17 protein-coding genes are annotated in these 21,290 nt (G+C 65.1%); 9 read left to right on the top strand and 8 right to left on the bottom strand.

From position 1 onward, the window contains the following. Positions 1 to 242: 242 nt before the first annotated feature. Positions 243 to 3,458, top strand: a complete 3,216-nt coding sequence (locus AC1RM6_RS15700; protein ID WP_493102790.1) for an autotransporter outer membrane beta-barrel domain-containing protein — start codon at positions 243 to 245, stop codon at positions 3,456 to 3,458. A 273-nt stretch (positions 3,459 to 3,731) separates the two neighbouring features. On the opposite strand, the gene AC1RM6_RS15695 is transcribed toward AC1RM6_RS15700, so the two are convergent. Further along, positions 3,732 to 3,941 carry a hypothetical protein gene (locus AC1RM6_RS15695; protein WP_493102788.1) on the bottom strand — a complete coding sequence of 70 codons (210 nt, stop codon included), beginning with the start codon at positions 3,939 to 3,941 and terminating at the stop codon, positions 3,732 to 3,734. A gap of 120 nt (positions 3,942 to 4,061) precedes the next feature. Here AC1RM6_RS15695 and AC1RM6_RS15690 point away from each other — a divergent pair, with 120 nt between their 5' ends. Further along, positions 4,062 to 4,286: a twin transmembrane helix small protein gene (locus AC1RM6_RS15690; RefSeq protein WP_493102787.1), complete on the top strand. Its 225-nt coding sequence runs from the start codon at positions 4,062 to 4,064 to the stop codon at positions 4,284 to 4,286. Between the two features lie 11 nt (positions 4,287 to 4,297). Continuing rightward, the gene (locus AC1RM6_RS15685; RefSeq protein ID WP_493102785.1) at positions 4,298 to 4,873 is read left to right on the top strand and encodes a cob(I)yrinic acid a,c-diamide adenosyltransferase; all 576 of its coding nucleotides are present in this window, start codon (positions 4,298 to 4,300) and stop codon (positions 4,871 to 4,873) included. A 5-nt stretch (positions 4,874 to 4,878) separates the two neighbouring features. Here the strand turns inward: AC1RM6_RS15685 and AC1RM6_RS15680 are convergent, their stop codons facing one another. Further along, complete coding sequence (locus AC1RM6_RS15680) at positions 4,879 to 5,070, bottom strand: hypothetical protein (protein ID WP_493102783.1); 192 nt, start codon at positions 5,068 to 5,070, stop codon at positions 4,879 to 4,881. Positions 5,071 to 5,081: 11 nt separating this feature from the next. Beyond that, complete coding sequence (locus AC1RM6_RS15675; RefSeq protein WP_493102781.1) at positions 5,082 to 6,743, bottom strand: patatin-like phospholipase family protein; 1,662 nt, start codon at positions 6,741 to 6,743, stop codon at positions 5,082 to 5,084. Positions 6,744 to 6,949: 206 nt separating this feature from the next. Between AC1RM6_RS15675 and uvrA the strand changes: the two genes are divergently transcribed. Beyond that, entirely contained in the window at positions 6,950 to 9,982 is a 3,033-nt protein-coding gene (gene uvrA / locus AC1RM6_RS15670) for an excinuclease ABC subunit UvrA (RefSeq protein ID WP_493102779.1), read from the top strand. Positions 9,983 to 10,056: 74 nt separating this feature from the next. Here uvrA and AC1RM6_RS15665 read toward each other — a convergent pair whose 3' ends face one another. The 4 genes from AC1RM6_RS15665 to AC1RM6_RS15650 all read right to left on the bottom strand — a co-directional run bounded on the left by AC1RM6_RS15665 (position 10,057) and on the right by AC1RM6_RS15650 (position 15,221). Further along, entirely contained in the window at positions 10,057 to 11,943 is a 1,887-nt protein-coding gene (locus AC1RM6_RS15665) for an NACHT domain-containing protein (protein WP_493102777.1), read from the bottom strand. Between the two features lie 132 nt (positions 11,944 to 12,075). Next, positions 12,076 to 12,804, bottom strand: coding sequence for an FkbM family methyltransferase (locus tag AC1RM6_RS15660; protein ID WP_493102776.1), 729 nt, complete (start codon positions 12,802 to 12,804; stop codon positions 12,076 to 12,078). Between the two features lie 295 nt (positions 12,805 to 13,099). After that, a complete protein-coding gene (locus tag AC1RM6_RS15655; RefSeq protein ID WP_493102774.1) occupies positions 13,100 to 14,104 on the bottom strand; it encodes an alpha/beta hydrolase in 1,005 nt (334 codons plus the stop codon). 337 nt (positions 14,105 to 14,441) lie between these two features. Then, entirely contained in the window at positions 14,442 to 15,221 is a 780-nt protein-coding gene (locus tag AC1RM6_RS15650) for an NUDIX hydrolase (RefSeq protein WP_493102772.1), read from the bottom strand. A gap of 400 nt (positions 15,222 to 15,621) precedes the next feature. On the opposite strand from AC1RM6_RS15650, the gene AC1RM6_RS15645 reads away from it, so the two are divergent. After that, positions 15,622 to 16,515, top strand: coding sequence for an acyl-CoA thioesterase (locus AC1RM6_RS15645; protein WP_493102770.1), 894 nt, complete (start codon positions 15,622 to 15,624; stop codon positions 16,513 to 16,515). On the opposite strand, the gene AC1RM6_RS15640 is transcribed toward AC1RM6_RS15645, so the two are convergent. After that, positions 16,512 to 17,357, bottom strand: a complete 846-nt coding sequence (locus AC1RM6_RS15640) for an alpha/beta fold hydrolase (protein ID WP_493102768.1) — start codon at positions 17,355 to 17,357, stop codon at positions 16,512 to 16,514. The two genes, AC1RM6_RS15645 and AC1RM6_RS15640, sit on opposite strands and share 4 nt — an antisense overlap. Positions 17,358 to 17,699: 342 nt before the next feature. Between AC1RM6_RS15640 and AC1RM6_RS15635 the strand changes: the two genes are divergently transcribed. From AC1RM6_RS15635 to accD, 4 genes are read left to right on the top strand one after another with little or no spacing between them, the layout of a single operon-like run. Continuing rightward, complete coding sequence (locus AC1RM6_RS15635; protein WP_493102766.1) at positions 17,700 to 18,344, top strand: phosphoribosylanthranilate isomerase; 645 nt, start codon at positions 17,700 to 17,702, stop codon at positions 18,342 to 18,344. Next, a complete protein-coding gene (trpB, locus tag AC1RM6_RS15630) occupies positions 18,341 to 19,552 on the top strand; it encodes a tryptophan synthase subunit beta (RefSeq protein ID WP_493102764.1) in 1,212 nt (403 codons plus the stop codon). The genes AC1RM6_RS15635 and trpB overlap by 4 nt, the downstream gene beginning before the upstream one ends. Then, a complete protein-coding gene (gene trpA, locus AC1RM6_RS15625) occupies positions 19,549 to 20,364 on the top strand; it encodes a tryptophan synthase subunit alpha (RefSeq protein ID WP_493102762.1) in 816 nt (271 codons plus the stop codon). Before trpB ends, trpA begins: the two co-directional genes overlap by 4 nt. Continuing rightward, positions 20,361 to 21,215: an acetyl-CoA carboxylase, carboxyltransferase subunit beta gene (gene accD, locus AC1RM6_RS15620; protein WP_493102760.1), complete on the top strand. Its 855-nt coding sequence runs from the start codon at positions 20,361 to 20,363 to the stop codon at positions 21,213 to 21,215. The genes trpA and accD overlap by 4 nt, the downstream gene beginning before the upstream one ends. Positions 21,216 to 21,290 lie beyond the last annotated feature (75 nt).

Genomic DNA, 21,290 nt, shown 5'->3' with positions numbered 1-21,290 from the left:
CGATAACAGCCGTTCGGTCGGCGTTGGCGCGATGCCGGGTGGTATCACCCTGTGTGGCGCTTGAGCAAATCGATCGAGGATGCGTCGGCATCTTCGAGATCCCGCATAAGCCACAAAAGCCTCCCCAAAAAATTTCTCACGCCCCGCCAAGGTTGCCGGCGATCGGCCCCGTCATGCCCTTCGAACGGACGCGATGACGCCACCAGGCGCGTCGCCTCCTGCGAAAAGGGAATGATATTCGAATGCGCGCTCTGCTTGCTTCCACCTGCCTCCTCTCGATCGCCGCGATGACCGCCGGCGCCGCCCGCGCCGAGACCGTGATCGACACCAAGCGCACCACCCCGGCCGCGACCTCGAGCATCAAGTCGGGCGCGGCCGACGACATCCGCATCACCTCGGCGGGCTCGGTCGTGCTGCCCGGCACCGGCGCCGCGGTCGTGCTCGACAGCAACAACAAGGTCACCAACGAAGGCCTGATCCAGATCACCGACGCCAATGCCGTGGTCGGCATCCGCGCCTCGGCCGGCACCACCGGATCGATCGTCAACGCCGCCACCGGCAAGATCGTGCTCGACGAGACCTATACCGGGGTCGACGACGACAAGGACGGCGATATCGACGGCCCGCTCGCGGTCGGCTCGGCGCGCTTCGGCATCGTCACCGCCGGCGGTTTCACCGGCGACGTCACCAACAATGGCGCGATCACGATCGAGGGCAAGGATTCGGCCGGCATCCAGCTCGGCGGCCCTCTCACCGGCAAGCTCACCACCGACGGCACCATCGCCGTGATCGGCGATCGCTCTGTCGGCGTGCGCACCGGCGACATCAGCGGCGCGGTCCGCATCGCCGGCACCATCACCGCCCAGGGCCAGGGCGCCCAGGCGGTGTCGATCGAGGGCAATCTCGCCGGCGCGCTGGTCGTCCAGGGCTCGCTGACCTCGACCGGCTATCGCGCCACCACCCCGCCCACCGACACGTCGAAGCTCGATGCCGACGATCTGCTTCAGGGCGGCGCCACCCTCGCGGTCGGCGGCAACGTCGCCGGCGGCATCATCCTCGCGATCCCGCCCAAGGATGCCAGCCCCACCGATAACGACGAGGACAAGGACGGCATCGACGACAGCAAGGAAGGCTCGGCGGTCGTCACCTCGCTCGGTTCGGCGGCGGCGGTCCAGGTCGGTTCGGCGACTCGCACCGTCACCATCGGTGCGGTCGCGGGCAATGGCAGCGGCCATGGCCTGGTGATCGACGGCGCGGTGCTCGGCGCCGGCACCTATGCCGGGGTCGCCGGCAACGGCGTCCAGATCGGCGGCCTCGGCCAGGCGGTAACGATCGCCGGCGGCATGACCGTCAACGGCAAGGTCGAGGCGACCTCGAACGGCGCCAACGCCACCGGCATCCGCATCGGCAGCGGCGCCCAGGTCGCCGAGATCAAGGTCGCCGGCACCGTCTCCGCGGCCGGCGGCGGCACCGCCGGCGTCACCTCGACCGGCATCCGCATCGATGCCGGCGCGGCGGTCTTCTCGATCAGCAACAGCGGCGTCATCAAGGCGACCGCCTCGGGCACCGCCGGGGTCGCCGCGGCGATCGTCGACGCCTCGGGCGAGGTCGACCTGGTCAGCAACAGCGGTGCGATCGGCGCCGCGGGCGGGGTCGCCGGCAACAATATCGCGATCGACCTGTCGGCCAACGCCACCGGTGCACGCATCGCCCAGACCGTGGTCGCCAGCGGCGTCGCGGCGCCGCAGATCGTCGGCGACGTGAAATTCGGCGCCGGCAACGACGTGTTCGACATCGCCGACGGCGTCGTCACCGGCAACACCAGCTTCGGCACGGGCGCCAACCAGCTGCTGCTGTCGGGCGACGCGGTCTATACCGGCCAGGCGAAGTTCGGCGTCGGCGACGACATCATGACGCTCGGCGGCACCTCCTCCTACAGCGGCGCCGCCGATTTCGGCGGCGGCAACGACCGGCTGACCTTGACCGGCACCGCGAAGTTCACCGGCACCCTCGCCAACGCCACCGGCCTGGCGGTCGCGGTCACCGGCGGCACCCTCGATGTCGGCAAGACCACCGCGGCGATCCGTTCGCTGTCGGTCGGCGCGACCGGCATTCTCGGGGTGACGATCGACGCCGTCACCAAGACCAGCACCCTCTACCAGGTGAGCGGCGAGGCCGCCTTCACCACCGGTTCGAAGGTGGCGGTGAAGCTGACGTCGATCACCGCGGCCGAGGGGCGCTACAGCTTCCTGAAGGCCGGCACCGTGACCGGTGCGGCGAACCTGACCAGCAGCAACACCGTGCTGCCCTTCCTCTACAAGAGCAGCATCGTCAGCGTCACCCCGACCGAACTGGCGATCGACATCACCCGCAAGACCACGACCGAACTCGGGCTCAACCGCTCGCAGGCGGCGGGCTATAATGCGATCTACACGGCGCTCGCCAAGGACACCAAGGTCGCCGGAGTGTTCCTCGACACCGTCGACGGCAACCGTTTCCGCAAGCAGCTCCGCCAGATGCTGCCCGACCATGCCGGCGGCGCCTTCGAATCGGTGACGATGGGTTCGCGGGCGACCGCGAGCTTCCTCGCCGATCCCAACGCCCCCTTCGCCGACCAGGGCAGCTGGGGCTATCGTGTCCAGCAGGTCGGCTGGGGCACCTCGAAGAGCCTCGGCGACACCGCCGCCTACGACATCACCGGCTGGGGCGTGAACCTCGCCGGCGAGAAGAAGACCGGCATCGGCAGCTTCGGCATCTCGCTCGCCTATCTGTTCGGCAAGGACGCCGATGGCGGCACCGACAACAGCGTCGACGCCGGTCAATATGAGGCGGGCGTCTACTGGCGCGGCAGCTGGGGCCCGCTCTCAAGCTGGGCGCGTGCCTCCTATGCCCATGTCGATTTCAAGGGCAAGCGCCACTTCGACGGCATGATCGGCAGCGAGGCGGTCGAGCGCAACTCCAGGGGCAACTGGAACGGCAAGCTGGTCTCGGGCTCGGGCGGCGCGTCCTACACGGTGCAGATGGGCTCGTTCAGCGTCCGCCCGGTCGCCGCGATCGATTATTACCGGCTGCGTGAGGACGGCTATACCGAAACCGGCGGCGGCGACGCCTTCAACCTGATCGTCGGCAGCCGCACCAGCGACGAACTGGCGCTGTCGGGCACCGTGGCCGCCGGCTTCGATTTCGGCGGCTACACCCCCGAGGGCGGCTGGCTGCGGGTCGAGGCCGAAGGCGGCCGGCGCCAGCTGGTCGGCGGCTCGCTCGGTTCGACCACCGCCAGCTTCAAGGGCGGCCAGGCCTTCACCCTCGATCCCGAGCAGCGCACCAGCGGCTGGGTCGGCAAGTTGCGCGCGGTCGGCGGGGCCGAAGGCTTCCGCATCGCCGGCGAAGCCGGCGCCGAACAGCAGCAGGGCCGCGCGGCGCTGTCGCTCCGGGCCACGCTGATGGTCGGCTTCTGACCTCTTTCAACCTCTAGCCATCTCTCTTCCACCATCTCTCTTCCGGACGACCCCACCAATGTCCGGAAGCGGGAGGAGGCGGGTGCAACCCCGTGCGATCACGCGACCCCCCCGATCGCCGCACCCGCCTCCGATCCTCTTTTCGATCCTTCGCGCCACCCTCCCCGCCCCGCTCTCCACGAGCGGGGCGGTTCGAAATTCGGCGAATGCCGGCTCGGTACAGGCCCCATATTTGCAGAGGCGCGCGCCACGAGGCCGCCGAAAGCGGGGAAATTACGCCGCCGGTACGCCGGTCCGCTCCGCCTTGCGGCGGTCATAGACCTTCTTGGCGACATAGCCGCCGCCGAGCAGCAGGCCGAGCGGACCGAGACGGCGCATGACGCCGACCGCGGTCGCGCCGAGCAGGGCGCCCTTGACGCCATTGTCGCCGTCGCGGCGATCGATTTCGCGGCCGACCAGTGCACCAATGATTTTGCCGATCATGAAAGCCCCTTTCGCAATGAAGACGGGGGCCAAGCGAACGAAGCGCCGGCTGGTTCCATGGATCGATCCGGCCAAGGTTCTGGGCGTGCATCTTGTTCCACGCGGCGCTAAGACGGTTCCATGAACAGCTTCTTCCTCATCATTCTGATCGTCATGGTGATCGGAACCGTCGTCGCGCTGGTCCGCGGCATCATCGCCTTCCTGAAGACCACCGAGGCGGATCTGAAGGGCGGCGGGATCAGCCAGTCGGGGCTGAAGCAGAACAAGATGATGCGGATGCGGATCGCCTTTCAGGCGGGCGCGGTGATCGTCGTGATCCTGATGCTGATGATGGCGCGGAAATAGGCGCGACCGCGATGGTGCGCCTCAACAAGATCTACACCCGCACCGGCGACACGGGCGAAACCGGGCTGGTCGACGGGTCGCGGCTGCCCAAGCATGCGCCGCGGATGGCGGCGATCGGCGACGTCGACGAGCTCAATTCGGCGATCGGGGTCGCGCTCACCCACGCGATGCCCGCCGAACAGAAGGCGATGCTCGCGCGAATCCAGAACGAGCTGTTCGACCTCGGCGCCGATTTCGCGACTCCTGGTGAAGATTTCGCCCCGACCGAGATGTCGCTGCGGATCGTCGCCGACCAGGTCGAACGGCTCGAGGCCGAGATCGACGCGATGAACGAAGCGCTGCAGCCGCTGCGATCGTTCATCCTGCCGGGCGGCGATCCCGCCGCCGCCGCGATCCACCTCGCCCGCGCGATCGCCCGCCGCGCCGAACGCGCCGCGGTCGCTGCGACCCAGACGATCGCGCTCAACCCGCTCGGACTGGCTTATGTGAACCGACTGTCGGACCATCTGTTCGTGATGGCGCGCTTCCTCAACCTGCACGCGCAGGGCGACATCCTCTGGCAGCCCGGGGCGACGCGCGCGGGCTGAGGTGATCAGGGCCGCGTCAGCTTGCTCAGGATCTCGTCGATCTGCGACTTGGCCTTCTCGATCATCTCGTTCGACGGCTCGAACTTCGATTCGCTGGTCTGTACATTGCGCGACGCAGGGTTGAAGGACAGCGTATCCGACGCCGCAGCCCTGGCATCCTCGGGCGTCGAATAGATCCAGCTTGTCTTGTCCGCCATCGCGATCAACCTCACGGATATTGCTGATAGACCCGATCCCGTATGATTGCGGGTGAGCAGGCCACGCCGAGCGTGTTCAGCAATGCCATGAAAATAGCATCGGCAAACCACGCATTCAATAGACGGTCGCTGTCGAGACACAGCACCCCGCCGATCACCGGGATGCAAATCGACGAGCAGAGCGGCCGCCTTTGCAGGGCCAGTTCATATTTCGTCATGAACAGTTGCTGCGCCGAGAGGCCGGAAAATTCCTTGTAGACCGCCTTGCGTTCCTTGAAGGCGAGCGGCGCGGTATCGTTCCTCAGATCGAACTCCAACCGATCGTCGGCATCGGCATCCATGTTCGCGCAGGCGGTCACCTTGAAGGCGGCTGGCAAGGGGCGTTCGGGGGTAAGGGCGGGCGTCGGCTCGATCAGGCTGAGGCGCAGATGATGCGCCTGCGGCTCGACGCCCTGGATATGCTTGTCGAGTTCGCCCAGCGTGAAGAGCAGGATGTCCCTGCTCAACGTCTCGATCGCGATGCGGCGCTTCAGTTCGCGACCGGCAACCTTCGATCCGGCGTCACGCGCGTCGATCGCTTCGTCCCGGGTGCAGTCGAACGACAATGTCCTGAGCAGGGATCCGAGCCGAATGACCTGGAGATCGGGAATGAAATCCTGGATCAGCGTCTGGCTGCCGAAAATACCCGCCGAGACGATCGCCATGACCGAACCCAGCAGGCCGAGTTCCTCCTCCTCGGCATCGCCTTCGTCGCCGCTGGCGAGGGTGAAGGCCATGATCGGGATCGGCACGCCGCCCTGCTTGCGTTCGAGCGCCTTCTTCTCGGCGCGAAACGACCAGACCGGCAGGTTGGACAGCAAGCCGCCGTCAACGAACATCGGTTTCCCCGGGACCGAATGGCCGCGAATCTGCGGCGGCCGAAAGAAGAAGGGGATGGCGGCGGAGGCGGCCACCGCATCGGCGACCGCGACGTCGGGGGTCGCGTGATCGAAGATCAGGGTCTGGCCCGATCGTGCGTTCGATACGATGATCTTCAACGCGCAGCATCGATCGACGACATCGGGGTCGATATGCCTGAACTTTATGACGGGCGGGACTTTCCAGTCGCGCAAGGCGGGCGAAGCCGCATAATGTTCCCTGAGCTTGTCGCGCAGCAGATCGTTAAGCGTGTCCCGCATGCCTTCGGTCGAAAACAGCCCGCGGTGACGAATGATCGACCCGGCGCACCAGAAGAAGCGCCAGCCGAGCGAGACCATGGCGAGGACGGCCACGGCGATGGCCGCCAGCCATACCGGCGCATTGGGCCCGTTCGCGCACATCAGCAGCGCAGCGAAGCAGAACAGCGTCACGGCCAGCAGCACGAGGGTCGCCAGCGCGGCACGCCGGACCCCCTTGAACCGGACCCAGTCGTTCGCGCCCAGCAGGTCGAGCGGGGTCTTGCCGCGCCGCACGAGGATGTCGCTGGACGGGCTCAACAGCTCGGCGGGCTTATAATTGACCGCGGTCAACGCGGCGATGATCGCACCGGCCGAGGAGCCCGCAACGCCGACGATCGCCAGTCCCTCGGCATCGAGCGCCTCCAGCGCGCCGAGATGGGTGATACCCTTGGCGCCGCCGCCTTCGAAAATCGCGAAAATCGACCGGAAGCCGCCCGGATTCATTTGTGTCGCCACGGCCATTCCCCCAAACCGCCCAAGCCATTTTAGGTGATCTCGCCCCGGCCGTCATCGGTATCGGCAGCAAACTCGTCCATTTCGGGTCAAGATTTGCGACGCGCCCGTACCGCCCTGTCCCCTTGTCTTTGCGACGCGCCAACCCATCTCACGTCCGCGCGCCCTTCGGCTTGCCCAATCCGAACAAATATGGAACAAATCGACGCATGAGTCTCACCCACATCAGTGTGCGCGGCGCGCGCGAGCATAATCTCAAGGGCGTCGACGTCGATATTCCGCGCGACAAGCTGGTGGTGATCACCGGCCTGTCGGGATCGGGCAAATCCAGCCTCGCCTTCGACACCATCTATGCCGAGGGGCAGCGGCGCTACGTCGAATCGCTGTCGGCCTATGCGCGCCAGTTCCTCGAGTTGATGCAGAAGCCCAATGTCGAGCATATCGAGGGGCTGAGCCCGGCGATCTCGATCGAGCAGAAGACGACGAGCCGCAATCCGCGATCGACGGTCGCGACGGTGACCGAGATCTACGACTATATGCGGCTGTTGTGGGCGCGGGTCGGGATTCCCTACTCGCCGGCGACCGGGCTGCCGATCTCGGCGCAGACGGTCAGCCAGATGGTTGACCGGGTGATGACGCTGCCCGAGGGCACCCGCTTCTTCCTGCTCGCGCCGGCGGTGCGCGGGCGCAAGGGCGAGTATCGCAAGGAGCTGGCCGAGTGGCAGAAGGCGGGCTTCACCCGTGTCCGCATCGACGGCGAGATGTACGAGATCGAGGACGCCCCGGCGCTCGACAAGAAGTACAAGCACGACATCGAGGTGGTGGTCGACCGCCTCGTCGTGCGCCCCGATATCGAGACGCGGATGGCGCAGTCGTTCGAGACCGCGCTGCGGCTGGCCGACGGCCTGGCCTATGTCGACCTCGCCGAGGGGACGGTCGCCGAGGCGATGGCCAAGGCGGGCGGCGCGAAAGGCGGCGTTGCGGAGGCGCGGACGGCGTTTCAGATCGAGGGCGAGCTGTCGCCGGACGACGCACAGGGTGTCTCGACGGCGCCCGACACGAACGGTGGCGGTAAGACGCCCGCCAAGATGAAGGGGACCGGGGTTCCGGCGAACCGGATCACCTTCTCGGAGAAGTTCGCCTGCCCGGTGTCGGGGTTCACGATCGCCGAGATCGAGCCGCGGCTGTTCTCGTTCAACGCGCCGCAGGGGGCTTGCCCGGCGTGCGACGGGCTCGGCGAAAAACTCTATTTCGATCCGCAACTGGTGGTGCCGAACGAGGCGCTGTCGATCAAGCAGGGGGCGGTGGTGCCCTGGGCGAAGTCGAACCCGCCGAGTCCCTATTATATGCAGGTGCTGAGTTCGGTCGCGCGGGCTTATGGGTTCAAGCTCGAGACGGCGTGGAACGAGCTGCCCGAGGAGGCGCGCGAGGCGGTGCTGCACGGGACGAAGGGCCGGGCGATCACGTTGACCTTCATCGACGGCCGCAAGAGCTATGACGTGCAGAAGCCGTTCGAGGGGGTGATCGGCAATCTCGACCGGCGGATGATCTCGACCGAGAGCGCGTGGATGCGCGAGGAGCTGAGCAAATATCAGTCGGCGGCGCCGTGCGAGGTCTGCCATGGCGCGCGGCTCAAGCCCGAGGCGCTGAGCGTCAAGATCGCCGGCGAGGACATTTCGATGTCGACCCGCCGCGCGGTCGGCCCGGCGCTCGCCTTCTTCCGCGAGATGCCCGCGCATCTCAACGACCAGCAGAATGCGATCGCCGAGCGCATCCTCAAGGAGATCGTCGAGCGGCTCGGCTTCCTCGACAATGTCGGGCTCGACTATCTCAACCTCGACCGCACCAGCGGCACGCTGTCGGGCGGCGAGAGCCAGCGGATCCGGCTGGCGTCGCAGATCGGCTCCGGCCTGTCGGGGGTTCTGTACGTCCTCGACGAGCCTTCGATCGGGCTGCACCAGCGCGACAATGACCGGCTGCTGGTGACGCTGCGGCGGCTGCGCGACCTCGGCAACACGGTGATCGTCGTCGAGCATGATGAGGACGCGATCCGCACCGCCGACCATATCATCGACATGGGCCCCGGCGCCGGCGTCCATGGCGGGGCGATCATCGCCGAGGGCAGCCTCGCCGACATCCTCGCCAGCGAGGAGAGCCTGACCGGCCAATATCTGTCGGGCCGGCGGATGGTCGACGTCCCGAAGAAACGGCGCAAGGGCAATGGCAAGAAGGTCACCGTCCATGGCGCGCGCGCGAACAACCTCAAGGACGTGACCGCGAGCATCCCGCTCGGCACCTTCACCTGCATCACCGGGGTGTCGGGATCGGGCAAGTCGAGCTTCACGATCGACACGCTCTATGCGGCGGCGGCGCGCTCGCTCAACGGCGCGCGGGTGATCGCCGGCGCGCATGAGAAGGTCACCGGGCTGCAATATTGCGACAAGGTGATCGACATCGACCAGTCGCCGATCGGCCGCACCCCGCGATCGAACCCGGCGACCTATACCGGCAGCTTCACCCAGATCCGCGACTGGTTCGCCGGGCTGCCCGAAAGCCAGGCGCGCGGTTACAAGCCGGGGCGGTTCAGCTTCAACGTCAAGGGCGGGCGCTGCGAGGCGTGCCAGGGCGACGGGCTGCTCAAGATCGAGATGCATTTCCTGCCCGACGTCTATGTGACCTGCGACGTGTGCCATGGCGCGCGCTACAATCGCGAGACGCTCGAGGTGAAGTTCAAGGACAAGAGCATCGCCGACGTGCTCGACATGACGGTCGAGGATGCGGTCGAGTTCTTCAAGGCGGTGCCGCCGATCCGCGACAAGATGGCGATGCTCGCCGAAGTCGGGCTCGGTTACGTCAAGGTCGGCCAGCAGGCGACGACGCTGTCGGGCGGCGAGGCGCAGCGGGTCAAGCTGGCGAAGGAGCTGTCACGGCGCGCGACCGGCAACACCCTCTATATCCTCGACGAGCCGACGACGGGGCTGCATTTCGAGGATGTCCGCAAGCTGCTCGAAGTGCTCCACGCGCTGGTCGAGCAGGGCAATACCGTGGTGGTGATCGAGCATAATCTCGAGGTCATCAAGACCGCCGACTGGGTGCTCGACCTGGGGCCGGACGGCGGCGTGCGCGGCGGCGAGATCGTCGCGGAGGGTACGCCCGAGCAGGTGGCGAAGGCCGAGCGGAGCTATACGGGGCGGTATCTGGCGCCGTTGCTGGGGATGGGCGAGCGGGTGGCGGCGGAGTAAATTACCGCCGCGAATAATTGCTACGAAATTATCCATAGATCTGACTAAAATAGATTGAGCATGCAGCCTCTTTGCTACTTGCCTACCCGTGATCCCAACGCGCGCATGGAGTGTCTCCTGGTCGAGTGTTTCCCCTCAAGAAAATCAACAAATTTCTGTATTTCCTCACGAACCTTATTGAGCCTTGCTGGCAGTGGTGTTTCTATTAACCAGTAGGCATCGCTCGACGTAATTGGTACTACATCTCGTTCGTCGTTGTCGATATCAAGAACGCCTCTCAATGCCATAGAATCTTGGAATGATACAATATCTTGATATTTTTTGTCTTGGCTTAACTCTCTAATGCTGCGTGTATTTTTTACAAACTCATCAGAAAATAAGAATTTGTCACAAGAAAAATTGTCGTAATGCCCTTCGATTTCGGTGAACCATGTCCCCATCGTTCCAGGCATCAGCGATATAGTTGCAACGTTGCCAGTCTCAAATTCGATATCCAGCTCGCGCCACGTCGAATTTATCATCTCAGCAAGATCGACACTGCTAATAAGATTAAAATTCTTGGTCGATTTCAGCCATCTTTTAATTTTTGGAATTATCCACTCGATTTCTAAAAGATCGATGTTGATTTCGAATAGCATATCTAAGGTTGGACTATGGAAATCATCATTTACTAGATCATCTATAATCAATTCTATGTCAGAATCTCTATAGTTTGAAACAAACACCGTTGCAAAATATTCTTGAAACGATCTATGAACAAATACGTTGTCAAGACCTTCTTTTTGTAAAAGACAGGCAGATTCTCCAACATCCCTAACAACGTCACCAACGTTAATTCCGGATATTGCGCTATATTCGATAGCTGATCTAAATTCAGAAAGTAGATCATTGTCGGAAAATTCATATTTCGAACTAATATACGTCTGATAGCAAAATATAGAAAACAAATTTGCAAATTGGTCCATTTGTAAATTTGCGTAATGCCCTCTTTTATAGCCACCCTTCGCGCCGTCGTGACGCTGATACAAGGTCTCAAATGCCAGCTTATAAAATGCAGTTAATCTCGTTGGCAAAATTGCCGCGTGATCAAATGTCAAAAGCATAATAGTTACTAAAAGTGGATTTGACAGAAATTCCTTATGTGTTTCGTATAGTTTGAAATTTATTTCTTTAATAAGTCTTGACTTTGTTTCCTCATTATATTGAAGTTTATTTATTACTTTAATAATTTGAGATTTATCCATTTCTGTAGTTCTAACAACAGAAAGTTCCTGCATAGTTTCAATCTGTTCGCTGGGCCTTGTGGATAGCAGAATGGGGCATTCAGGATAGGAAATTATGAAATCTCGTATCGCGTCGATACAATCTTCTCTATATTGATGATTTATTTCATCAACAGCATCCAATATTATTGCGAATTTTCCAGATTCGAGTCCGTATATAAATTGCTCTTTTGGCATTTTCCCTTTAGAAGAAGTTGTTTTTTCTAAAAGAAAATCTTCCAGCGGTAACTTACTATCTTGTTCGGATAAATATCTCAGTTCAAGAAACAGTGGAATTTTGCCAGTCTCGCTTACGGATTTAATTGCAGAAAGAGCCGCCCATTTCATGAACATAGTTTTTCCAGCACCAGCCGTACCGGAAACTACGATTTTCCCACCACCAAGAAACTGACCAACAAGATCGCTATCTGACAAATTGATTGAGAGAGATCCATCGCGCTTTTCAAATGATACATTTACGTACTGATCCAGTAAATAAACCGACTCATCTCGATAAAGAATGTTTTTAATCTTTGAGCATTTTAATTCTGTATTCTCTATATGAGAATTAAATGTCCTCGCAAATTTTACCACTAGATTATCATACTTATTTCTTCCCAACGTGCGTATCAGATCCCCTGCCGGGACGAAGAATTCCTTCGCAGCTGCGGCTGCCAAAGCAACCTCTAAGTTATTCACCATCCACCCCCGTTGAGATTGGCCAACTTTTGCACGCTGATCTTCAACAGCAACAGCATACTATCATCACGAGATTTACATAATCTCTTGAAGTTCATCGAGCAGTCAAAGAATCGATAATCAACAAAATGCTTAGGCTCGATGATCCCGCACCAACACCGCATCGAACTCGATCCCGCCCAGATTCGCATCGCGGCTCACCGGCACGAACCCCGCCGGGATGAAGCCCAGCGCCTCGAGTTCCTTCAGATTCTCGGTGTAGTGCGGCAGCCCCTTGTAGATGCGCTGCACCCCCATCTCGATCTGCATCGCCTTGATCCGTGACAGCGTGGCCGTCGCGCCGCGGATGACCTCCATGTCGAAGCCCTGGGTGTCGCACTTCAGGTAGATCGCCTGGCCGGCGCCGACATCGCTGCCGTCGAGGCGGCGGACCGGGACCATGTGCTGGGCCTTGATCTCGTTGAGCCCGGCGAATTGCGGGTTGTCGGCATTTTCGGGTTCGAGGAACGAGGTGAAGGGGCTTTCCGCCATCACGTTGAGCTGAAGCTCGGTGTCCTCGCTGCCCAGCGCCTTGTGCTGGATGTGCCAGCGCGGATCGGCCTCGGCCAATTTGTCGAGGATCGCGGCGAGTTCGGGCTGGGGCTCGAACGAGTAGATGTCGCCGGTGAAGCCGACCTCGAGCCGCAGGAACTGGTGATACTGGCCGACATTGGCGCCGACGTCGATCACGGTGTCGATTTTGTGGACCGCGAAAATGTCCCGGAGCAGGCTGGCGAGCGGCAGGTTGGGCTCGCGCCATTTCGGGGTGATCGTGTAGCCGAGCTTGTCGGCCAGTCCTTCGATCGTCGTTCGCAGGCTCATCCACTCACCCTCTCTTACGCCGGAGGGGATCGGGTATCATGTCTTTGGGGGGCGGGCGAGATGGGTTGGAGGGTGTGATGCGGGAGTCGCGCGACCACCATTACGCGTCATCCCGGCGGAGGCCGGGATCTCGGGAGGTGAACGCGCGCCCTTGCCGCACGAGATCCCGGGCGATGCCTGTCCTCGGACGGGGCAAAGCCCCGATCCGGGGGCCGGGATGACGAAAATTGGATGGGTGTCGCTTCAGCCTTGGGCGGTTCCGGCCTCCGCCGGAACGACGGGGTGGGCTACCGATCTAAACACCCAAACCCTTCGCCCAATCGGCGATGGCGTCGGCGACCGCCGGGTCGCTGTCGGTGGCGAGGGCCATGTTGGCCATCGGCGGCAGATCGGCCGGCGCGTCCTTGTAGAAATGGGTGAGGGCCGGGAAGGAAGCGGTCGCGGTCGGGAGAGCGCCGCGCGCCGCTTTGAGCGCGTCGGCGTGGTGGGGGCGGACCGAGAGGTCGTGGCCGCCCTGGACGATGAGCAGGGGCTGGCGGACCTTGGCGATCGCCGCCAGCGGATCGATGCGGTCGATGCTGGCGATATAGGCGAAGGCGGCGGGCGGCATATGGGCGAGCATGGCGGTCATCGGATCGGTGGCGGCCGCGGGCGGGAGCGGGGCGCCGGCGCGGATGGCGGCGATCGCCTGGTCGAAGACGGTCAGGTCGGCGGGGGTGCCCGGCGGGCCCATCGCCGCCATCTGCTCGCGCATGATCGCCAGCAAAGGCACCGACGGGCCCGACAGGCTGACGACGCCGTCGATGTGCGCAGCATCGGGGCCGGCGGCGAGCAGCGCGGCGACGACCGCGCCCTCGCTATGGCCGGCGACGATCAGCGGCCGGGCGGGCACCGCGGCGCGCAGGCGGGCGAGGACGGCGGAGGCGACGTCGACCCGGGCGAGGAAGTCGGCGTGGCGCGCGGCCAAAGCGGGGTCGATAGTCTTCGAGCCGGTGCCGGGGCCTATCTTGGCCATGCGCAGCACCGCGAAGCCGCGCGCGCCGAGCTGGGCGGCGAGATCGGCATAGGCGTGGGGGTGCATGTTCATGGTCGGGTAGTTGCCGTCAACGTCGCTGTAGAGCGAGCCGGGCAGGAGCAGGACCGCGCCCTTGGCCGGCCCCTCGGGGAGGGTGAGGCGGCAGGCGATTTCGACGCCGTGGACGGTGACGCCATCGATAGCAAGGGGCGCGTCCTGGTCGGTGGGCGGGGTGGCGCCCGCGCCGGTGGTCGCGGCGAGGGTCGCGAGGAGGGAGGTGGTCATGAAGCTGCGCCTGTTCATCGAGTCGGGTCCGGGCGCCGGGAGGTGGCGCGACGGGGTCTTTGCAGGATGACGCTGGGTCAACTTCAAGGGGGAAATTGGAGCGCTCGATGAAAGGCGCTCGCTCGCCCCCTTCCCTGGCCGTCATCCCGGACCTGTTCCGGGATCCACTGGGCCGGTTTCGCACCATATCGGTGGGCAGTTGCCCGGTGGATCCCGGAACAGGTCCGGGATGACGAAGGAGACGGCGTGGCGAGCGCGCAACCGGCGGCAGCGCCATCGGGCGAGAGACATGGGCACCAGCCTGCGCTGGTGCGACGGGTTTGGGGTGCCGCCCCCTTCACCCCGCGCGGTGGGCGGCGGTGGCGGCGCGGTCGCGGGTGTCGCGGGTTTCGCCATAGCCGGCGTCGAGCGGGATTTCGGCAAAGGCCTTGCCGTTCTCGAACACCACCACCGGCTGGACGGTGTAGGGCGGGCGGGCCGCGGCGGCGGCGAAGGCTTCGTCGACCGAGGCGCTTTCGGCGAGGCGCTTGAGGTTCATCCGGGTCGGGAAGAGGATGCTGCGTTCGCCGGCGGCCGCGCGGGCGAGCAGGTCGGCGGGGGCGGCCCATTCGAGCGCGACGGTCTCGCCGCCGTCGCAGATCGCCTCCTGCCCCTCGGCGGCGCGGCACAGGAAGAAATGGGTGTCGAATCGTTTCGGCGAGGCCTCGGGGGTGATCCAGTGGCCGAAGCGGACGAGATCGCCGAGCCGGAGCCTGCCGCCGCTGGCAGCGACGACCTGGCGGAAGACGCCGCCCGCGTCGCGATCGGCGGGGGCGACGCAGCGGCCGTCGACATCATGGGCGACGAGCAAAGCGGCTTCCTCGAAGGTCTCGCGCAGTGCGGCGATGCGCAGTGCGCGTTCGTCGACCGGCAGGCTGTCGGCATCTTCGACCAGCGGCAGCCAGTCGTCGGAGGCGTCGTCGGGATCGACCTTGCCGCCGGGGAAGACCAACGCCGAGCCGAACACGTCGCCGCGGGTACGGCGGACCATCAGCACCTCGAACGGATCGTCGCGCAGGATCAGCACGGTCGCCGCGAGCACGGGGATAGCGGGGGTGCGCGGCGCGGTTTCGGCCATCGATCTCTCTCCTTCGCCTCCGGCGATGCCGGATGCGAAGCGGCGAGTCCATCGGCCGGGGAACGACATCGCCGAGGGGATAGCGGGTAGGCGCCTCCCGGGCCTGGGGCCGATGGGCACGAACTTATCCGCAGGACTGCCCTTCTGCCCCTCTCCCGCTCTTCGCGGGAGAGGCCGGGTGAGGGTCTTCTTCTGCCTGGCCCTCCTCGCCACGCAGAAGACAGAAGAAGAAGACCCTCATCCAAACCTTCTCCCGCGAAGAGCGGGAGAAGGCTTCAGAAGGCGCTATGTTACAAGACCGGGGCGACGATGAGGGGGTGTGGCCGCCGGCGTCGGGCTGTTCTAAGCGAGGCCATAGCAAGCCGGGCGACGAGTCCCGGCGACCGCGAGAGGAGCCGCGATGACCGACCCGATGCCCGACGATCCCAGCCCTGCGGATCTGGTCGCGCGGCTGGTCGCGCTGCTCGATCTCGAGGAGATCGACACCGATCTCTACCGCGGATCGCGGACCGGCGAGTTCGCGGTGCGGGTCTATGGCGGGCAGGTGATCGGACAGGCGCTGATGGCGGCGTGCCGGACGGTGGGCCCAGAGCGGCCGGCGCATTCGCTCCATGGTTATTTCATCCGGCCGGGCAATCCCGACCGGCCGATCACCTATCGGGTCAGCCGCGACCGCGACGGCGGCAGTTTCAGTTTCCGCCGGGTGGTGGCGATGCAGGACGGCAAGCCGATCCTCAACCTCGCCGCTTCGTTCCAGACTCCCGAGGCCGGGCTGGCGCACCAGGCCGAAATGCCCGATGTGCCGCCGCCCGAGGATCTGGAGACCGAGATCGCGATCGCGCGCGCCCACCAGCATCTGATCGGGGCGGATCGGCGGCAGATGCTGCTGCGGCCGCGACCGATCGAGTTCCGCCCGATCGAGCCGATGGCGCGATTCGAACCGACGCCGCGACCGCCGCACCAGTCGCACTGGCTGCGGACGGTGGCGCCGCTGCCCGACGACCCGACGCTGCACCGGGTGCTGCTGGCCTATGCGTCGGACATGATGCTGCTCGGCACGGCGATGCTGCCGCACGGGCTCGACTGGATCGGCGGCGAGGTGGTCGACGCCAGCCTCGACCATGCGCTGTGGATCCACGAGGATCTGCGGATCGACGACTGGCTGCTCTACACCCAGGACAGCCCCTGGTCGGGCGGCGGCCGCGGGCTGAACCGCGGATCGATCTTCACCCGCGACGGGCGGCTGGTGGCGTCGGTCGCGCAGGAGGGGATGATCCGGGTGCGGCGGGGCTAGCTCGCGCGCGTCACCCGGTCGAGGAAGCCGAGGAGCGGGGCGTTGAAATTGTCGTTGGCGTCGCCGGCGACCATATGATCGGCGTCGGCAATGCTGACGGTTTCGGCATGGGGAATCAGCCGATGGAGATCGGCGGCGCCGGCGTCGCTGACCACCTTGCTGAGCGCGCCGCGCACCAGCATCGTCGGGACGCGGATGTCGCGGGCGGCGGTGTCGAGACGCCGCGCCATCTCGTCGAGATCGATGACGCGGTCGCCCGCGATCATCGCCGGGTCCCAGTGCCAATAATAGCGGCCATTGGCGCGCAGCCGCAGATTCTTGAGCAGGCCGCGCGAATCGCTGCGGCGCGGGCGGTGGGGCAGATAGGCGGCGACCGCGTCGGCGGCCTCGTCGACGGTGGCGAAGCCGTCGGGGTTGGCGGTCATGAAGCCGCCGATCTGGGCGGCGCCCTCGGGCTCGATCCGCGGGACGACGTCGACCAGCACCAGCGCGGTCACCCGATCGGGCCCCTCCTGCGCGGCAGTCATCAGCGAGGCGAGCCCGCCCATCGAGGCGCCGACCAGAGCCGCCGGGCGGCCGACCCAGTCGAGGATGGCGACGACATCGTCCTTGACGCTGGAAAAGTCGTAATCGGAGTCGGGCGACCAGTCGCTGTCGCCATGGCCGCGCAGATCGAAGGTGAAGGCGCGATAGCCCGCGGCGCCCATCGTCGCGATCGCCTTGCCCCAGCTGTGCCGGGTCTGGCCGCCGCCATGGAGGAAGATCACCGCGGGGCCGTCGATCGGCCCCGCGGCGTCATAGGCCAGCTTCATCCCCTGCGGGGTGGTGACATGGTCGGTCATGCGCTCTCCGTTGTCTTTGCAACGGCTGTTTCAGGCGGAAGCGGCGGAGGCAAGCCCTTGGTACGCGGAGCTGAAGGAAAGGACAAATGGGACAGCCCTACACCAGCGTCGCCTCGGCCTTGTGCCGAGGTGCAGGGCTGGTTCCGCATGGGCCATCACCAAGAGCCGGATGCGTCCGCCGACAGAAGACATCGGCCGAATCGGCTCTGCGCGGCGGTGTTTCTCGACGCACCAGCCATGGACCCCGGCACAAGGCCGGGGCGACGGTGGAGGGGTTTGCGCCCCTGCGTCTCCGTTGCAGCCGCTTGACGACGCGGCTCGCGAAGCCGACATGCGCCGCCGATGCAGCGCATATATGCCAAGATCTGCGGGCTATCGACGCCGGAAACGGTGGATGCCGCCGTGCGCCATGGTGCGAGCCATGTCGGGTTCGTGTTCTTTCCGAAAAGTCCGCGCAACGTCGATGCGGCGAAGGCGGGGTCGCTGGGGCGGCCGGTGCCGCCGCGGGTGAAGAAGGTCGGGGTGTTCGTCGATCCCGACGACGCGCTGCTCGCCGATGCGATCGAGCGGGCCGGGCTCGACGCGATCCAGCTCCATGGCGACGAGCCGCCCGCGCGGCTGGCGGCGATCCGCGGCCGGCACAAGGTCGAGATCTGGAAGGCGATTCCGGTGCGTAATCGCGCCGACCTGGCCGCCGCGCACGGCTATCGCGGGGTTGCCGACCTGGTGCTGTTCGACGCCAAGACCCCGAAGGGTGCGGCGCTGCCCGGGGGCATGGGGCTGCGGTTCGACTGGGAGCTGCTCGACGGCTTCGCGCATGCCGGGCCGTGGGCACTGTCGGGCGGGATCGACCTGGGCAATGTCGAGCGCGCGGTCGGGATCACCGGGGCGAAGCTGGTCGACGCCTCGTCGGGGATCGAGAGCGCGCCGGGCGTCAAGGATGTGGACAAGATCGCCGCCTTCCTCCAACGGGTCGCACAGCTATGAGCATCGCAAATTCCCTGCGCTCGGGTCCTGACGACCGCGGGCAGTTCGGCCAGTTCGGCGGACGCTATGTGTCCGAGACGCTGATGCCGCTGATCCTCGACCTCGAGCGCGAATATCGCGCGGCACAGGCCGACCCGGCGTTCGCCGCCGAGTTCGACGACCTGATGAAGAATTATGTCGGCCGGCCGAGCCCGCTTTATTACGCCGAGCGGCTGACCGAGCATCTGGGCGGCGCCAAGATCTATCTGAAGCGCGAGGAGCTGAACCACACCGGCGCGCACAAGATCAACAATTGCATCGGCCAGATCCTGCTCGCCCGCCGCATGGGCAAGACAAGGATCATCGCCGAGACCGGCGCCGGCCAGCACGGGGTCGCGACCGCGACGGTGGCGGCGCGGTTCGGCCTGCCCTGCACGATCTTCATGGGCGCGGTCGACGTCGAGCGCCAGCAGCCGAACGTGTTCCGTATGAAGCTGCTCGGGGCCGAGGTGCGGCCGGTGACGTCGGGGTCGCAGACGCTCAAGGATGCGATGAACGATGCGCTGCGCGACTGGGTCGCGAACGTCCACGACACTTTCTACATCATCGGCACCGCGGCGGGCCCGCACCCCTATCCCGAGCTGGTCCGCGATTTCCAGTCGATCATCGGCAAGGAGGCCCGCGAGCAGATCCTCGAGGCCGAAGGACGGCTGCCCGACCTGCTGATCGCCCCGGTCGGCGGCGGATCGAACGCGATCGGGCTGTTCCACCCCTTCCTCGACGACGAAGGCGTGGCGATGATCGGCACCGAGGCGGCGGGCGACGGCATCGACACCGACCGCCATGCCGCGTCGCTGGCGGGCGGGCTGCCCGGGGTGCTCCACGGCAACCGCACCTATCTGCTCCAGGACGAGGACGGCCAGATCACCGAAGCGCATTCGATCTCGGCCGGGCTCGACTATCCGGGGATCGGCCCCGAGCATAGCTGGCTGCACGAGATCGGCCGGGTCAAATATGAGCCGGTGACCGATGCCGAGGCGGTGGCGAGCTTTCAATTGCTGTCCAAGCTCGAGGGGATCATCCCTGCGCTCGAATCGGCGCATGCGCTGGCCGCGGCCGAGCGGATCGCGCCGACGATGGCCAAGGACAAGTTGATCATCGTCAATCTGTCGGGGCGCGGCGACAAGGATATCCCAACGATCGCCAAGATGCTGGGAGTGAAGATGTGAGCCGGCTCGCCACCACCTTCGCCCGCACCCGTGCCGAGGGCCGCGCCGCGCTGGTCGCGTTCGTGACCGGCGGCGACCCGACCCCGGCCGATACGGCGGCGATCCTCGATGCGGTGGTCGAGGGTGGCGCCGACGTGATCGAACTCGGCATGCCGTTCACCGACCCGATGGCCGACGGCGCGTCGATCCAGAAGGCCAATCTGCGCGCGCTGGGCGCGGGCACCCGCACCGCCGACCTGCTCGCGATCGCGACCGATTTCCGCGCCCGCCATCCCGAGACCCCGCTGGTGCTGATGGGCTATGCCAATCCGATGGTCCGCCGCGGCGCCGAATGGTTCGCCGAGGCGGCCGCCCAGGCCGGAGTCGACGGGGTGATCTGTGTCGATCTGCCGCCCGAGCAGGACCGCGAGCTGGGGCCGGCGCTGCGCGCTGCGGGCATCGACCTGGTGCGGCTGGCGACCCCGACCACCGACGCGGCGCGGCTGCCGGCGGTGCTCGATGGCGCGTCGGGTTTCCTCTATTATGTCTCGGTCGCCGGGATCACCGGCCAGCAGCAGGCGGCGCAGGCGAGCATCGAGGCCGCGGTCGCGCGGCTGAAGGCGGCGACCGACCTGCCAGTCGCGGTCGGTTTCGGCATCCGCACCGCCGAGCAGGCGGCGGCGGTGGCGCGGGTCGCCGACGGCGTGGTGGTCGGATCGGCGATCGTCGACCTGATCGGCGAACATGGCGCGGCGGCCGCGGGGCCGGTGCGCGAATTTCTGTCCACCCTGAGCAATGCGGTGCACGGCGCCGCGCAGGAGAAGGCCGCATGAGCTGGCTCGACAATGTCCGCAAGAAGATCCCGTTCATCGCCAAGCGCGAGACCCCGGACAATCTGTGGCACAAATGCCCGTCCTGCGCGCAGATGGTGTTCCTCAAGGAATATGAGGAAAATCTGTCGGTGTGCCCGCGCTGCGGCCATCATGGCCGGATCGGGCCCGACGAGCGTTTCAACCAGCTGTTCGACGGCGGCGTGTTCACGCCGATGGCGGTGCCCGACGTCCGCGAGGACCCGCTGAAATTCCGCGACAGCAAGAAATATAGCGACCGCATCAAGACCGCGCGCGCCAACACCGGCGAGCAGGACGCGCTGATCAACGCGAGCGGAACGATCGAAGGCTTCAAGGCGGTCGTCGGCGTCCAGGACTTCGCGTTCATGGGCGGATCGATGGGCCTCGCGGTCGGCGCGGCGTTCGTCGCCGGGGTCGAGGCGGCGATCGCCGACAAATGCCCGTACATCATCTTCACCGCCGCCGGCGGCGCGCGGATGCAGGAGGGCATTCTCAGCCTGATGCAGATGCCGAAGACGACGGTGGCGATCGCCAAGCTGCACGATGCGGGCCTGCCCTATATCGTGGTGATGACCGACCCGACCACCGGCGGCGTCACCGCCTCCTATGCGATGCTCGGCGACGTCCAGATCGCCGAGCCCAATGCGCTGATCGGCTTCGCCGGCCAGCGGGTGATCGAGACGACGATCCGCGAGAAGCTGCCCGAAGGGTTCCAGCGCGCCGAGTATCTGCTGGCGCACGGAATGCTCGACATGGTGGTCCACCGGGCGGAGCTGCGCGCCGAGCTGGCGCGGCTGATCGACTATCTGTGCCCGGGGAAGAAGGCCGCGTAGCCATAGTCGGCTACGGGGAAAACGAAGCACGAAACTCTCCACCGTCATCCTGAACTTGTTTCAGGATCCACCGTG

The sequence above is a fragment of the Rhizorhabdus sp. GW822-FHT03C02 genome (assembly GCF_058801765.1).
The sequence above is the reverse complement of the archived record's forward strand: the minus strand, read 5'-3'. Positions and strand labels throughout refer to the sequence as shown.

What these genes read in the sequence shown, in the direction of transcription:
- AC1RM6_RS15700 (WP_493102790.1), top strand. Translation starts at nt 243, where the DNA reads ATGCGCGCTCTGCTTGCTTCCACCTGCCTCCTCTCGATCGCCGCGATG.
- AC1RM6_RS15695 (WP_493102788.1), bottom strand. Translation starts at nt 3,941, where the DNA reads ATGATCGGCAAAATCATTGGTGCACTGGTCGGCCGCGAAATCGATCGC.
- AC1RM6_RS15690 (WP_493102787.1), top strand. Translation starts at nt 4,062, where the DNA reads ATGAACAGCTTCTTCCTCATCATTCTGATCGTCATGGTGATCGGAACC.
- AC1RM6_RS15685 (WP_493102785.1), top strand. Translation starts at nt 4,298, where the DNA reads ATGGTGCGCCTCAACAAGATCTACACCCGCACCGGCGACACGGGCGAA.
- AC1RM6_RS15680 (WP_493102783.1), bottom strand. Translation starts at nt 5,070, where the DNA reads ATGGCGGACAAGACAAGCTGGATCTATTCGACGCCCGAGGATGCCAGG.
- uvrA (WP_493102779.1), top strand. Translation starts at nt 6,950, where the DNA reads ATGAGTCTCACCCACATCAGTGTGCGCGGCGCGCGCGAGCATAATCTC.
- AC1RM6_RS15660 (WP_493102776.1), bottom strand. Translation starts at nt 12,804, where the DNA reads ATGAGCCTGCGAACGACGATCGAAGGACTGGCCGACAAGCTCGGCTAC.
- AC1RM6_RS15655 (WP_493102774.1), bottom strand. Translation starts at nt 14,104, where the DNA reads ATGACCACCTCCCTCCTCGCGACCCTCGCCGCGACCACCGGCGCGGGC.
- AC1RM6_RS15650 (WP_493102772.1), bottom strand. Translation starts at nt 15,221, where the DNA reads ATGGCCGAAACCGCGCCGCGCACCCCCGCTATCCCCGTGCTCGCGGCG.
- AC1RM6_RS15645 (WP_493102770.1), top strand. Translation starts at nt 15,622, where the DNA reads ATGACCGACCCGATGCCCGACGATCCCAGCCCTGCGGATCTGGTCGCG.
- AC1RM6_RS15640 (WP_493102768.1), bottom strand. Translation starts at nt 17,357, where the DNA reads ATGACCGACCATGTCACCACCCCGCAGGGGATGAAGCTGGCCTATGAC.
- AC1RM6_RS15635 (WP_493102766.1), top strand. Translation starts at nt 17,700, where the DNA reads ATGCAGCGCATATATGCCAAGATCTGCGGGCTATCGACGCCGGAAACG.
- trpB (WP_493102764.1), top strand. Translation starts at nt 18,341, where the DNA reads ATGAGCATCGCAAATTCCCTGCGCTCGGGTCCTGACGACCGCGGGCAG.
- accD (WP_493102760.1), top strand. Translation starts at nt 20,361, where the DNA reads ATGAGCTGGCTCGACAATGTCCGCAAGAAGATCCCGTTCATCGCCAAG.